Raw genomic sequence first — 14,252 nt, 5'->3', positions numbered from 1 at the left:
GCTTTCTCTGCTTGTCCTGCGTATTTCATCCTGAGACACTGACGGGCCACCGATAAGGAGCCACTATGTTCTTGATTAATGGCATTGAACAGGACACCCTGGCCGCTAACGACCGGGCCATCCAGTTTGGGGATGGGTGCTTTACCACCGCACGCGTTGCGGGGCGTAAAGTACAGATGTTGCCAGCCCACCTTCGCCGTTTGCAGCAGGCCTGCGAAAAACTGATGATTCCCTACACCCGCTGGCAAACGCTGGAGGAGGAAATGCGCCGCCTGGCGCGAGCGCATGACGACGGCGTGCTTAAAGTCATTCTGACGCGCGGCGCAGGCGGACGCGGCTATAGCGGCGCGGCGTGCCAGGCTCCCACGCGGATCCTCAGCGTTTCACCTCTTCCGGCGCATTATTCCCGCTGGCGCGAAGAGGGGATTACGCTGACGCTCAGTCCGCTACGGCTGGGGCGTAATCCGGCGCTGGCAGGGCTGAAGCACCTGAACCGGCTGGAACAGGTGCTGATTCGGTCTCATCTTGAGCAGACGGATGCCGATGAGGCGCTGGTTCTTGACAGCGACGGGTGGCTTACGGAATGCTGTGCCGCGAATCTGTTCTGGCGCAAAGAAATGACGGTGTTTACGCCGCGTCTCGATCAGGCCGGAGTGAACGGTATTATGCGCCAGCATTGTCTTGCGCAGCTGGCACCATCGCCATTTCGCGTTGTCGAAGTCACAACCGGTTGTGCTGCGTTGCGTGATGCCGATGAAGTGCTGATTTGCAACGCGCTGATGCCGCTGGTGCCGGTTCGCAGCTGGGACGACACCTGTTGGTCCTCGCGAGAGCTTTATCATTTTTTAGCCCCACTGTGTGAGCTGTCTGGTTAGTCATGAAGAAAATGTTACGTTTTATCCTGCTGGTGTTAGTGGTGCTGGGCATTGCTGCAGGCGCGGGCATGTGGAAAGTTCGTCAGCTTGCCGACAGCAAGCTGCTGATTAAAGAAGAGACGATCTTTACGCTGGAAGCCGGTACCGGGCGTCTGGCCCTCGGCGAGCAGCTGTATGCCGACAAGGCGATCAACCGTCCGCGCGTCTTCCAGTGGCTGCTGCGCCTGGAACCGGAATTATCCCACTTTAAAGCCGGTACTTACCGTTTCAGCCCGCAAATGACGGTACGCGAGATGCTGCTGCTGCTGGGCAGCGGCAAAGAGGCCCAGTTCCCGCTGCGTTTTGTCGAAGGAATGCGGGTGAGTGACTACCTGCGCCAGCTGCGCGACGCCCCGTACGTCAAGCATACGCTGGCGGACGATCGCTACGAGACGGTGGCGAAGGCCCTTGATCTTGAACATGCTGACTGGGTGGAAGGATGGTTCTGGCCGGATACCTGGATGTATACCGCGAATACCAGCGATGTGGCGATCCTCAAGCGCGCGCATCAGAAAATGGTCACGGAAGTCGGGAAAGCCTGGGAGGGGCGGATGGATAATCTGCCGTATAAGGATCAGAACCAGCTGCTGACCATGGCGTCGATCATTGAAAAAGAGACGGCGGTGCCCGAGGAGCGCGATCGCGTTGCGTCGGTGTTTATCAACCGCCTGCGGATCGGCATGCGTCTGCAAACTGACCCGACCGTGATTTACGGTATGGGGGAGAGCTATAATGGCAAGCTGACGCGTAAAGATCTTGAGACCCCGACGCCGTACAATACCTATGCGATTGGCGGCTTGCCACCGGGGCCTATCGCCGTGCCGGGGGAGGCGTCGCTGAACGCCGCCGCACACCCGGCGAAGTCGGCTTATCTCTATTTTGTTGCCGATGGCAAAGGTGGGCATACCTTTAACACCAATCTGGCCAGCCATAACCGCTCGGTGCAGGATTATCTGAAAGTACTTAAGGAAAAAAATGCGCAGTAACTATATTGTTATCGAAGGCCTGGAGGGCGCAGGGAAGACCACCGCCCGCAACCTGGTGGTGGAGGCGCTGGAACAGTCAGGGGTCAGCGATCTGGTGTTTACCCGTGAGCCGGGCGGTACCATCCTTGCCGAGAAGCTGCGCAGTCTGGTGCTGGATATCCAGTCCACCGGGGATGAAGTCATTAACGACAAAGCCGAAGTGCTGATGTTTTACGCCGCCCGGGTCCAGCTGGTGGAGACGGTGATTAAGCCAGCGCTGGCTCGCGGGCAGTGGGTCATCGGCGATCGCCACGATCTGTCGACCCAGGCCTATCAGGGCGGCGGGCGCGGTATCGACCAGACCATGCTGGCTACGCTGCGCGATGCGGTATTAGGCGATTTTCGCCCGAACCTGACGCTGTATCTGGATGTGACGCCGGAGGTGGGCCTCAAGCGCGCGCGGGCGCGGGGCGATCTCGATCGTATCGAGCAAGAGTCGCTGGACTTCTTCAATCGGACCCGTGCCCGCTATCTTGAGCTGGCGGCGCAGGATCCGACTATTCATACCATCGATGCGACACAATCGCTGGAGGCCGTGGCGAACGCTATTCGTATGGTCGTCAGCCGGTGGGTCGCGGAGCAACGCGCATGAAATGGTACCCGTGGTTACGCCCGTCATTTGAACAATTAGTCGCCGGCTATCAGGCTGGACGGGGTCACCATGCGTTACTGCTTCAGGCATTGCCGGGGATGGGGGGGGGCGCGTTGATCTATGCCCTGTGCCGCTATCTGATGTGCCGGCAGCCGGAAGGGCATAAAAGCTGTGGCCATTGCCACAGCTGCCAGCTGATGCAGGCCGGTAGCCACCCCGATTACTACACCCTGGCGCCGGAAAAAGGCAAAAGCGCGCTCGGGATTGACGCCGTGCGCGACGTTAACGAAAAGCTCTACGAGCGCTCCCGCCTTGGCGGCGCCAAGGTGGTGTGGATCGGTGATGCCGCGCTGCTGACGGATGCGGCGGCGAACGCCTTATTAAAGACCCTCGAAGAGCCCCCGGAAAACACCTGGTTTTTCCTCGCCTGTCAGGAACCGGCTCGCCTGCTGGCAACGCTGCGTAGCCGCTGTCGCCTCTATCACCTGGCACCGCCGTCAGAATCCTACGGGCTGGCATGGCTGGAGCGGGAAGTGACGATGCCGCAGGATGCGCTGCTGGCGGCGCTACGCTTAAGCGCCAACGCACCTGCTGCGGCGCTGGATCTGCTGCAGGAGAGCCACTGGGCTCCCCGGCAGCAGCTTATCCAGACGCTGGCAAACGTCCTGACCCGCGGCGACTGGCTGGCGCTATTGCCGATTCTGAATCATGAACAGGCGGCGGTTCGTTTGCACTGGCTGGCCTCGCTGCTGCTGGATGCTCAAAAACGGCAGCAGGGGATCACTCTGGTGAGTAACCCTGACGCCTGGACGCTGGTCAATCAACTGGCCCAGGCGCTGCCTGTTGCCCGTTTGCAGACCATTGCCCGCGACGTCAGCGCCTGCCGCGACAGTCTGCTGAACGTCGTTGGCGTCAATCGCGAACTGCTGCTAACCGAGCGCCTCCTGCGCTGGGAACATTACCTGCAACCTGGGGCGGTACTTCCCGTATCCCACCTCTGAGCGAGACATTATGTTTTTAGTCGACTCCCACTGCCATCTTGATGGCCTGGATTATCAAACGCTACATAAAAACGTGGACGATGTGCTGGCGAAAGCCGCCGCCCGTGACGTGAAGTTTTTCCTTGCCGTGGCCACGACGCTGCCGGGATACCGCGGCATGCGTGAACTGGTCGGCCAGCGCGACAACGTCGTGTTCTCCTGTGGCGTCCACCCGCTTAATCAGGATGAAGCGTACGATGTCGACGAGTTGCGCAAGCTGGCGGCGGAGGAAGGGGTGGTGGCAATGGGCGAAACCGGGCTGGATTATTTTTACACCCCGGAGACTAAACCACGCCAGCAGACCTCCTTCCGCGATCATATCCGCATTGGCCGAGAATTAAATAAGCCGGTCATCGTACACACCCGCGACGCGCGCGCCGACACGCTGGCCATTTTGCGCGAAGAAAAAGTGACGGATTGCGGTGGCGTACTACACTGTTTCACTGAGGATCGGGAGACAGCAGGTAAATTGCTGGATATGGGGTTCTATATCTCGTTTTCCGGCATTGTCACGTTCCGTAACGCCGAACAGCTGCGCGATGCCGCGCGCTATGTTCCACTCGATCGCCTGCTGGTGGAAACCGACTCGCCGTATCTGGCCCCGGTCCCGCACCGCGGCAAAGAGAACCAACCGGCGATGGTGCGCGATGTTGCCGAGTACATGGCGGTACTGAAGGGCGTTTCGCTGGAGCAGCTGGCGCAACAGACCACCGCTAATTTCGCCAGCCTGTTCCATATTGACCCCTCCCGGCTGTAACCTGCCGATCTGCCTATTATTTTAAGGCTCGTAATTAATAACCAAAGCGAGTAAAGTTCACCGCCACAAAAGGGGCGGTGAATGGTTTTTGGCAACATCCAGATACAACTTATGTAAGTTGGTGTAAATTTTTCAACGCCGACTGATTGAAACGTGATAGCCGTCAAACAATCATTCCGCCAATTATTTTACTCTGTGTAATAAATAAAGGGCGCTTAGATGTCCTGTCCACGGCACGGTTCTCCCCCTGTGCCAATGCGTGAAAACGTAAAAAAGCACCAAATACTCAGGAGCACTCTCAATTATGTTTAAGAATGCATTTGCTAACCTGCAGAAGGTCGGTAAATCGCTGATGCTGCCGGTATCCGTACTGCCTATCGCAGGTATCCTGCTGGGCGTCGGTTCCGCAAACTTCAGCTGGCTGCCAGCCGTAGTTTCCCACGTGATGGCAGAAGCGGGCGGTTCAGTCTTTGCTAACATGCCGTTGATTTTCGCTATCGGTGTCGCGCTTGGCTTCACCAATAACGACGGTGTATCCGCACTGGCTGCGGTCGTTGCTTACGGCATCATGGTGAAAACCATGGCGGTCGTTGCGCCTCTGGTTCTGCATTTACCTGCTGAAGAAATTGCGGCGAAACATCTGGCGGATACCGGCGTACTTGGCGGTATTATCTCTGGTGCTATCGCCGCGTACATGTTTAACCGCTTCTATCGCATCAAGCTGCCTGAGTATCTGGGCTTCTTTGCGGGCAAGCGTTTTGTGCCGATTATCTCCGGTCTGGCCGCTATTTTCACCGGTGTGATCCTCTCCTTCATCTGGCCGCCGATCGGCTCTGCTATCCAGACCTTCTCCCAGTGGGCGGCTTACCAGAACCCGGTTGTGGCATTCGGTATCTACGGCTTCATTGAACGTTGCCTGGTACCGTTTGGTCTGCACCACATCTGGAACGTACCTTTCCAGATGCAGATTGGTGAATACACCAATGCGGCGGGTCAGGTCTTCCACGGCGATATCCCACGTTACATGGCAGGCGACCCGACTGCGGGTAAACTGTCCGGCGGCTTCCTGTTCAAAATGTACGGTCTGCCGGCCGCTGCTATCGCCATCTGGCACTCTGCTAAGCCAGAAAACCGCGCGAAAGTGGGCGGTATCATGATCTCCGCAGCGCTGACCTCGTTCCTGACCGGTATCACCGAGCCGATCGAGTTCTCCTTCATGTTCGTTGCGCCGATTCTGTACGTTATCCACGCCATTCTGGCCGGTCTGGCATTCCCGATCTGTATCCTGCTGGGTATGCGTGATGGGACATCGTTCTCTCACGGTCTGATCGACTTTATCGTTCTGTCTGGCAACAGCAGCAAACTGTGGCTGTTCCCGATTGTCGGTATCTGCTATGCGATCGTCTACTACGTCGTCTTCCGCGTGCTGATTAAAGCGCTGGACCTGAAAACTCCGGGTCGCGAAGATACGACTGAAGACAGCAAAGCAGGCGCGACCAGCGAAATGGCTCCGGCACTGATCGCGGCGTTCGGCGGTAAAGACAACATCACTAACCTCGATGCGTGCATCACTCGTCTGCGCGTGAGCGTCGCTGACGTGGCGAAAGTTGATCAGGCTGGCCTGAAAAAACTGGGCGCCGCAGGCGTGGTCGTTGCAGGTTCAGGCGTTCAGGCTATCTTCGGGACTAAGTCCGATAACCTGAAAACTGAAATGGATGAATACATCCGCAGCAACTAAGTTGTGATGTGGGGAGACTAAGGCAGCCGAATGGCTGCCTTTTTTACGTCCGGAAGGGCCGCGTTTCGTTAGCCGGTTTGGTCCGCTAAATAGGCGCGCGTAAAGGCAACCCCTTTACGCGCAGACGATCTGTCAGAACTGGTAGCTGGCGGTGATGCTGATGTTACGCGGTTCGCCGTAAACAATAGAGCCGTCGATGTTGGTATCGTAGGTTTTGTCGAACAGGTTATTAAGATTGGCCTGTAAGGCAAAGTTTTTGCTGACCTGGTAACGGGTGAAGAGATCCACCAGCGCGTAGCTGCCCTGTTCAGCACGGAAGGTACCGTACGGCGTGTCGGTCTCTTTATAGACGCGGTTCTGCCAGTTGACGCCGCCGCCAACGGTCAGCTCGGGCATCGCCGGCAGGCGGTAGCGGGTGAACAGTTTGACGCTGGTACGCGGCAGGTTCGGGTTTACCGCCTTACCTTCGTTGTCTTCGGCAACGTAGCGGGTTGCGCCAAACGTCATCTGCCAGTTATCGCTAAGCGCGCCGTTAATTTCGAACTCGACGCCTTTACTCACCGTACCATTGACGGTTTTATAGGCGATATCGCCGCTGCTGCCGGCAATCGGCGTCCCGGTAGACTGACCCAGGTTATCCTGTTCGATGCGGAACACGGCCAGCGTGGTCGTCAGACGGCTGTCCATCCAGTCTGATTTCAGGCCAACCTCATAGTTATTCCCGGTGATAGGCGTCAGGTATTTGCCCGAGCCGTCGCGGACGTTCTGCGGCTGGAAGATTGAGGTATAGCTCGCGTATGCCGACCAGTTATCATTGATGTCGTAAACCAGTCCGGCATAAGGCGTGGTGTGATTCTTCTCGGAAGTGTAGGACAGCGTGCCGATACTCCAGTTGGTATAGCGAGCGCCAAGAATCAGGTACAGCGGGTCGGCCAGTGAAATACGCGTTGCGGCATATAAGGATTTCATGCGCGTGGTATCGTCCTGCGCCAGGCTCTGCGCATCCCAATGGGTTTCCGGGAAGCCGCCAGCGTTGTAGGCGTAGAAGCTGCCGATTTCATCCGGGAAGACGTTGGCCCATGCGCTGAAGTAGCGGTTATTTTGCTTGCTGTAGCTGCCGCCCAGCATCAGATTATGCTGCCGGCCAAACAGATCGTAGCCGCCATCGGCGAACAGATCCACGGCATCGACTTTACGTTTCCCGCTGTTCCAGCCGGTCCCGGCAACGTAGTCATAGCCTGGGCCATAGCTGCTGTATGGACCGACCAGCATGCCGGTCTCTTTATTGACATACGCATCCACGTACATTGTTTTGCTGTCGAACTTGACCTCGGAGTGGGTCGCATTCAGGGTCGCCTGCCAGGTATCCGCAAAGCGTTGCTTCAGGGTCACAAAGATTTTATTGAATTCTTTATCGTTATAGGCCCAATCCGGCGCCGTGCTGTGGGCGCGGTCATAGTGAGTTTTGCTGCCATCGGTATTCCAGCGCGGCAGCCCACCCCAGGTCGGACTGTTAACATCAATGCGTTGATATTCATAGCCTGCGGAAAGGCTGGTGGTTTCACCCAGATCGGCATCCAGGATGCCGGAGAAGAACGTTTTCTCGCTGTTGTAGCGATCAAGCCAGTAGTCATTGTTCTGGTAGCCGGCGACAATCCGCGCACGTACGTTGCCATCTTCAGTCAGCGGACTTTGCATATCCGCGACGTAGCGCTGTTTGTTCCAGCTACCGTACTCCGCTGATACGTTACCGGTGAACTCCCGGCTGGTGGCATGTTTGCGAATCATGTTGACGGAGGCCGAAGGGTTACCGGTACCGGTCATCAGGCCGTTTGCGCCGCGCACGACTTCAACACGCTCAAAGAGGGCGGTATCAGAGAGGGCGTCGCCCAGGTTCCAGCGGGATTCAAAATAAGTCGGAATACCATCGACCATATAGTTGTCTATCTCGAAACCGCGGGAGAAATAGCTGCTGCGATCGGAGTCCGCCTGGCTTTTACTGATCCCGAGCGTGTTATCCATTACGTCGCCGAGCGTTTGCAATTGCTGATCCTGCATGCGTTGTTCGCTGATAATACTGACCGACTGCGGAATATCGCGCTGGATCATCGGCATCCGGGTCCCGGCGGTGGTGGTTTTGACGCTGTAATCCTGCTGCTGCGCGTCAGAACCCGTTTCCGTTGTACCTTCTACAATGATGGTATCCTCGGCGGCGTAACCGGGAGCGGAAGAGAGCGCCAGCGCAATACCAACGGCCAGCAGGGATGGCGCGATACGCCGATCCCGGGAATGGAGAATGAGAGACATCATAAGCCCTTAATCAAAAAGTCATTGTTATGTGCCGTGGCTCTATGGCCGCGGTCGTACCTTGTCTGTAAGCGCACCGCATTCATTATGAATACAAATGAGAAATATACGCATTTGTATTTATTGTGTAAACAGAAGTAAGAAGAGGGCAGAAACGGGATTTTACCCTCCTGGCGAAAGGAGCAGGCAACGATATGATTAATCCGTCAGCAGCTAACGCCACTGCGGCATAAGAAAAAGCGCATTCAGGTTGAAAGAGGGGGAGTAACTCGCTCATACTCTTAAACGAATCCTGTGCATCCGCGTTTATCTGCAGAGGCAGGCCAGAGCACGGTATAAAAATTAATAAGGAATCAGTCATGGCAGAAGAAACGATTTTCAGCAAAATCATTCGCCGGGAGATCCCGTCGGATATTGTTTATCAGGATGAGCTGGTGACCGCTTTTCGCGACATTTCCCCGCAGGCGCCAACCCACATTCTGATTATCCCTAATATCCTGATTCCTACCGTCAACGATGTGACCACCGAACATGAACTGGCGCTGGGCCGGATGATGACCGTGGCGGCGAAAATCGCTCGTGATGAAGGCCTTGCCGACGATGGCTATCGCCTGATCGTCAACTGTAACCGCCACGGCGGCCAGGAAGTCTACCATATCCACATGCACCTGCTGGGCGGCCGCCCGCTAGGTCCCATGCTGGCACATAAAGGCTAATCGATGCGCGCAGCTCATTTCGGCACGCTTCTGGCGATAGCGCTCCTGGCCGGTTGCGGTTCTCGCGCGGAAATCCCCGTCGGCGAACAGCAGACTCTGGTGATGGAATCCAACGTGCTGGCGGCGGGAATCAGCGCCGATGCGCCGTCGGTGGCCGCTTCCGAGATTCAGGCCACCGCTACTTCCAGACTGTTTAATGAACGACAGGAGCCGATCACCGTGCATTACCGCTTCTTCTGGTATGACGTGAGAGGTCTGGAAATGCATCCGCTGGAGCCGGCCCGCAGCATTACGGTGCCCGCGCACTCTTCCGTCACCGTGTACGGCAGCGCAAATCTTCTGGGGGCGCATAAGGCCCGCCTGTATCTTTATCTGTAAGGGGTAATTGTGATGATGAAAATGGGTCGCTATGCGTTAATCGCGGCACTGGCGATATTCCTTGCCGGGTGCGTGGGGCAACGCCAGGAGCCTGCCCCCGTCGAGGAGGCGCAGCCGAAACCTCAACAGCCCGCGCAGCCGCAGCCAACGGTTCCGACCGTGCCGGCGGTACCGACCGTGCCCGCGCAGCCGGGGCCGATTGAGCACGAGCAGCAGCCTGCGCAGCCGGTACCGCGCGTGCGTCATTATGACTGGAATGCGGCGGTACAGCCGATGGTCGGGCAAATGCTGCAGGCGGGCGGGGTGAACGCCGGGAGCATTCTGCTGGTCGACAGCGTGAATAACCGCACTAACGGCACGCTAAATGCGGGTGAAGCAACCACGGCGCTGCGTAATGCGTTGAGCGGAAATGGCAAATTTACGCTGGTGTCAGCGCAGCAGCTGAGCGTGGCGAAGCAGCAGCTGGGTTTGTCGCCGCAGGACAGCCTCGGCAGCCGCAGCAAAGCGATGGGGATTGCCCGCACCGTGGGCGCCCAGTACGTGCTGTACTCTAACGCAACCGGCAACGTCAATACGCCTGAGCTGAAAATGCAACTGATGCTGGTACAAACTGGCGAGATTATCTGGTCAGGTAAAGGTGCAGTTCAGCAACAATAAGCTAACGCGCGATGAGGTTTTGTCGCGCTTTTTCCCCGGCTATTCGCCTGTCGTCGATCGGGGCCACGGTGGCCTGAGCGGCGGCAGCTGTATTATCAGCGACGGTGTCCGGCGGCTGGTGCTACGCCAGCCGCACGATCCTCAGGCGCCCGCCAGCGCATTCCTCCGGCAGTACCGTACGTTGTCTCGTCTGCCGGCGACGATTGTCCCTGCGCCACACTTCTATTCCCCCCGCTGGATGGTGGTGGAATATTGCGACGGCGAGATGAAAAGCACCCTTCCGCGCGGCCCGCAGCTGGCAGGCTTATTGTATCATCTGCACCGACAGCCGCGCCTGGGCTGGCGCATCGCGTTGGCTCCGCTGCTTGAGCAGTACTGGCTACAGTGCGATAGCGCGCGCCGTACGCCATTGTGGCTACGCTGGCATAAACGGTTGTTACGGCGCGGCGAGCCCCGCCCCTTACGCCTGGCGCCGCTACATATGGATGTGCATGCCGGCAATATCGTCCATACGAAGGGCGGGCTGCGGCTGATTGACTGGGAATACGCTGGTGATGGCGATATCGCGCTGGAGCTGGCGGCAGTGTGGGTCGAAGGGGCAGAACAGCGCCAGCTGGCGGCAGAATATGCGCGGCTGGCGCACCTCGATGCGCAACTGCTGTGGCAGCAAATTCAGCGCTGGCGTCCGTGGGTAGGGGTGCTGATGGCCGGCTGGTACGAGCGTCGTTGGCAACAGACCGGCGACCGGCAGTTTATCACGCTGGCAGATGAAACATGGTGTCAGTTAGACAAAGAACGAAAAGGATAAGAGAGGTCAGTGTGGGTCCGGTAATGTTGGATGTCGAAGGTTTTGAACTGGATGCGGAAGAGCGTGAGATTCTGGCGCATCCGTTGGTGGGCGGGCTGATTTTATTTACCCGTAACTATCACGATCCGGCGCAGCTGCGTGAGCTGGTTCGCCAGATCCGCGAGGCCTCGCGCAATCATCTGGTGGTGGCGGTCGATCAGGAGGGCGGGCGCGTGCAGCGTTTCCGCGAAGGATTTACCCGTCTGCCGGCCGCACAATCTTTTGCGGCGCTGTTGGGGATGGAAGAAGGCGGCGCGCTGGCTGCCCAGGCCGGCTGGCTGATGGCCAGCGAAATGATCGCGATGGACATCGATATCAGTTTCGCTCCGGTGCTGGATGTCGGCCACATTAGCGCCGCCATTGGCGAGCGGGCTTATCATGAGGACCCGACAAAAGCGCTGACTATCGCCCGCCACTTTATTGACGGCATGCACGAAGCGGGAATGAAAACCACCGGTAAGCACTTTCCGGGGCACGGCGCGGTGAGCGCCGATTCGCATAAAGAGACGCCGCGCGACCCGCGCCCTGAAGCCGATATCCGCGCCAGGGATATGGCGGTCTTCCGCACGCTGGTGGCGGAAAACCGTCTTGATGCGATTATGCCTGCCCACGTTATCTACAGCGAGGTGGATCCGCGTCCGGCCAGCGGCTCGGCGCACTGGCTGAAGACGGTGCTGCGCGGTGAGCTGGGTTTTGACGGCGTGATTTTCTCTGACGACCTGTCGATGGAAGGGGCGGCGATCATGGGCAGCTACGCGGAACGCGGGCAGGCATCTCTGGATGCGGGTTGCGATATGATCCTGGTCTGCAATAATCGTAAGGGGGCGGTCAGCGTGCTGGATAACCTGTCGCCGATCAAAGCAGAGCGTGTTACGAAATTGTATCATAAAGGTTCATTTACCCGTCAGGAATTGCGCGACTCCGCCCGTTGGAAGAGGGTCAGCACACAGCTGGAGCAGCTCCATGCGCGTTGGCAAGAGGCGAAGTCGGCATAATGACCTGAAGGGCGTTGTTGTCTGGTGAGGATGCGATGATTATTTATTTACACGGTTTTGACTCGAACAGCCCTGGTAACCATGAGAAGGTGATGCAGCTGCAGTTTATCGATCCCGATGTGCGGTTGATAAGCTACAGTACGCGGCACCCAAAACATGATATGCAGCACCTGCTAAAAGAGGTCGATAAAATGCTGCAGCTCAACACCGACGATCGGCCGCTGATTTGCGGCGTCGGCCTGGGCGGCTACTGGGCGGAACGGATTGGTTTCCTTTGCGATATTCGCCAGGCCATTTTCAACCCGAACCTGTTTCCTGCGGAAAACATGGAAGGCAAGATCGACCGCCCGGAAGAGTATGCCGATATCGCCACCAAGTGCGTGAATAACTTCCGTGAAAAGAATCGCGATCGTTGTCTGGTGATCCTCTCCCGCCAGGATGAAGCGCTTAACAGCCAGCGTTCGGCTGATCTGCTGCATCATTATTATGAAATCATCTGGGATAGCGAGCAGAGCCATAAATTCAAAAACATCTCCCCGCACCTGCAGCGCATAAAAGCGTTTAAGACGCTTGGCTGATAGCCTCCCCCGGCCCGTTGTCTCTCCTGACAACGGGCTTTTTTTATCCATTCCGTGATTGCCCGTGCAAAAAATATGCGGTAAAACTTGATGCATATCAATTTTGGTATGACCAATGACCCGTTCATGGTATTCTCAATTCGCTGAATGGTTTCACTGCGATAACTTGTTGTTAAATAAGAGCTATTTATATAACTTTTAATTAACAATTGGTTAATACTTTTAGGGGGTCACGTGACTACGCCATTGAAAAGAATCGTAATCGTTGGTGGTGGTGCCGGCGGGCTGGAACTGGCTACTCAGTTGGGTAGAAAGCTGGGCCGTAACAAAAAAGCGAAAATCACGCTGGTGGATCGCAATCATAGCCACCTGTGGAAGCCGTTGCTGCACGAAGTGGCGACCGGTTCACTCGATGAAGGTGTAGACGCGCTGAGCTATCTGGCACATGCCCGTAACCACGGTTTCCAGTTCCAGCTTGGCTCTGTGGCGGATATCAACCGTGAAGCCAAAACCATTACCCTGTCCGAGCTGCATGACGAGAAAGGCGAGCTGCTGGTTGCCGAACGTAAGCTGCCGTATGACACCCTGGTTATGGCGCTGGGCAGTACCTCTAATGACTTCAACACCCCGGGCGTCAAAGAAAACTGTATTTTCCTTGACAACCCGCACCAGGCTCGTCGTTTCCACCAGGAAATGCTCAACCTGTTCCTGAAATACTCCGCCAACCTCGGCGCTAACGGGAAAGTGAATATTGCTATCGTCGGCGGCGGAGCGACCGGCGTTGAGCTGTCCGCTGAGTTGCACAATGCGGTGAAACAGCTGCACAGCTATGGTTACAAAGGGCTGACCAACGAAGCGCTGAACGTCACCCTGGTGGAAGCCGGCGAACGCATTCTGCCGGCGCTGCCGCCGCGTATTTCCAGCGCCGCGCATAGCGAGCTGACGAAGATTGGCGTTCGCGTGCTGACGAAAACCATGGTGACCAGCGCGGATGCTAACGGCCTGCACACCAAAGACGGCGAGTTTATTAACGCTGACCTGATGGTCTGGGCCGCCGGGATTAAAGCGCCGGACTTTATGAAAGAGATTGGCGGTCTGGAAACCAACCGTATCAATCAGCTGGTGGTGGAGCCGACGCTGCAAACGACCCGCGATGCGGATATTTACGCCATCGGCGACTGCGCCTCCTGCGCGCGTCCGGAAGGCGGATTTGTTCCGCCGCGCGCTCAGGCGGCGCACCAGATGGCGACCTGCGCCCTGCATAATATCCTGGCGCAGATGAAAGGTAAGCCGCTGAAATCCTATGCTTATAAAGATCACGGCTCGCTGGTTTCACTCTCAAACTACTCGACCGTCGGTAGCCTGATGGGCAACCTGATGCGCGGTTCAATGATGGTTGAAGGGCGTATTGCGCGCTTCGTATACATCTCTCTGTACCGTATGCATCAGATTGCGCTGCATGGTTATTGTAAAACCGGTCTGATGATGCTGGTGGGGCGTATCAACCGCATTATTCGTCCGCGTCTGAAACTGCACTGATAGCCGTTGGTTCCGTTCCCGGATTGCGCCGTCAGGCGAATCCGGGCTCGCGGACAATCCGTAAAATGCTGGCCCGGCCGAGCGCGGCGACGCCGGCGTTTCTTCAGAACATCATTCTGTTATTTCCGCTGTATCCTCTCAGATTCCTCTGAATCCCGTCCGTTTGCTA

At 57.1% G+C, this 14,252-nt stretch carries 14 protein-coding genes; 13 read left to right on the top strand and 1 reads right to left on the bottom strand.

Annotated elements, in window-relative coordinates; genetic code table 11:
• Positions 1-65: 65 nt before the first annotated feature.
• The 6 genes from pabC (at position 66) to ptsG (ending at position 6,066) form a co-directional block, all read left to right on the top strand.
• Positions 66-875, top strand: a complete 810-nt coding sequence (pabC, locus tag ACI2JR_RS16885) for an aminodeoxychorismate lyase (protein ID WP_462479029.1) — start codon at positions 66-68, stop codon at positions 873-875.
• A 2-nt stretch (positions 876-877) separates the two neighbouring features.
• Positions 878-1,900 (top strand): cell division protein YceG, encoded by a 1,023-nt coding sequence (gene yceG / locus ACI2JR_RS16880; RefSeq protein ID WP_462479028.1) that lies wholly within the window; start codon positions 878-880, stop codon positions 1,898-1,900.
• Positions 1,890-2,531 carry a dTMP kinase gene (tmk, locus tag ACI2JR_RS16875; protein ID WP_462479027.1) on the top strand — a complete coding sequence of 214 codons (642 nt, stop codon included), beginning with the start codon at positions 1,890-1,892 and terminating at the stop codon, positions 2,529-2,531. Before yceG ends, tmk begins: the two co-directional genes overlap by 11 nt.
• Positions 2,528-3,532 carry a DNA polymerase III subunit delta' gene (gene holB / locus ACI2JR_RS16870; protein WP_132726842.1) on the top strand — a complete coding sequence of 335 codons (1,005 nt, stop codon included), beginning with the start codon at positions 2,528-2,530 and terminating at the stop codon, positions 3,530-3,532. Before tmk ends, holB begins: the two co-directional genes overlap by 4 nt.
• 10 nt (positions 3,533-3,542) lie before the next feature.
• Positions 3,543-4,328: a metal-dependent hydrolase gene (locus tag ACI2JR_RS16865; protein WP_132726839.1), complete on the top strand. Its 786-nt coding sequence runs from the start codon at positions 3,543-3,545 to the stop codon at positions 4,326-4,328.
• 304 nt (positions 4,329-4,632) lie between these two features.
• Positions 4,633-6,066: a PTS glucose transporter subunit IIBC gene (gene ptsG, locus ACI2JR_RS16860; RefSeq protein WP_132726836.1), complete on the top strand. Its 1,434-nt coding sequence runs from the start codon at positions 4,633-4,635 to the stop codon at positions 6,064-6,066.
• A gap of 132 nt (positions 6,067-6,198) precedes the next feature.
• On the opposite strand, the gene fhuE is transcribed toward ptsG, so the two are convergent.
• Positions 6,199-8,373, bottom strand: a complete 2,175-nt coding sequence (gene fhuE, locus ACI2JR_RS16855; protein WP_462479045.1) for a ferric-rhodotorulic acid/ferric-coprogen receptor FhuE — start codon at positions 8,371-8,373, stop codon at positions 6,199-6,201.
• A 359-nt stretch (positions 8,374-8,732) separates the two neighbouring features.
• Between fhuE and hinT the strand changes: the two genes are divergently transcribed.
• From hinT to ACI2JR_RS16820, 7 genes are all read left to right on the top strand, one after another.
• Complete coding sequence (gene hinT, locus ACI2JR_RS16850) at positions 8,733-9,089, top strand: purine nucleoside phosphoramidase (protein WP_041144975.1); 357 nt, start codon at positions 8,733-8,735, stop codon at positions 9,087-9,089.
• Positions 9,090-9,092: 3 nt separating this feature from the next.
• Positions 9,093-9,467 (top strand): YcfL family protein, encoded by a 375-nt coding sequence (locus tag ACI2JR_RS16845; RefSeq protein ID WP_132726830.1) that lies wholly within the window; start codon positions 9,093-9,095, stop codon positions 9,465-9,467.
• A gap of 21 nt (positions 9,468-9,488) precedes the next feature.
• Positions 9,489-10,124: a penicillin-binding protein activator LpoB gene (gene lpoB, locus ACI2JR_RS16840; protein WP_165905672.1), complete on the top strand. Its 636-nt coding sequence runs from the start codon at positions 9,489-9,491 to the stop codon at positions 10,122-10,124.
• Positions 10,105-10,932, top strand: coding sequence for a thiamine kinase (gene thiK / locus ACI2JR_RS16835; protein WP_462479026.1), 828 nt, complete (start codon positions 10,105-10,107; stop codon positions 10,930-10,932). Before lpoB ends, thiK begins: the two co-directional genes overlap by 20 nt.
• A gap of 23 nt (positions 10,933-10,955) precedes the next feature.
• Positions 10,956-11,966: a beta-N-acetylhexosaminidase gene (gene nagZ, locus ACI2JR_RS16830; RefSeq protein WP_462479025.1), complete on the top strand. Its 1,011-nt coding sequence runs from the start codon at positions 10,956-10,958 to the stop codon at positions 11,964-11,966.
• Positions 11,967-12,001: 35 nt separating this feature from the next.
• The gene (ycfP, locus tag ACI2JR_RS16825) at positions 12,002-12,544 is read left to right on the top strand and encodes an alpha/beta hydrolase YcfP (RefSeq protein ID WP_132726818.1); all 543 of its coding nucleotides are present in this window, start codon (positions 12,002-12,004) and stop codon (positions 12,542-12,544) included.
• A 234-nt stretch (positions 12,545-12,778) separates the two neighbouring features.
• Positions 12,779-14,083, top strand: a complete 1,305-nt coding sequence (locus ACI2JR_RS16820) for an NAD(P)/FAD-dependent oxidoreductase (protein WP_462479023.1) — start codon at positions 12,779-12,781, stop codon at positions 14,081-14,083.
• The last annotated feature ends 169 nt before the right edge of the window (positions 14,084-14,252 follow it).

The organism is Klebsiella sp. NPDC088457 (assembly GCF_044900465.1).
GTDB lineage: Bacteria > Pseudomonadota > Gammaproteobacteria > Enterobacterales > Enterobacteriaceae > Klebsiella.
This window is presented reverse-complemented; position numbering and strand designations above follow the sequence as displayed.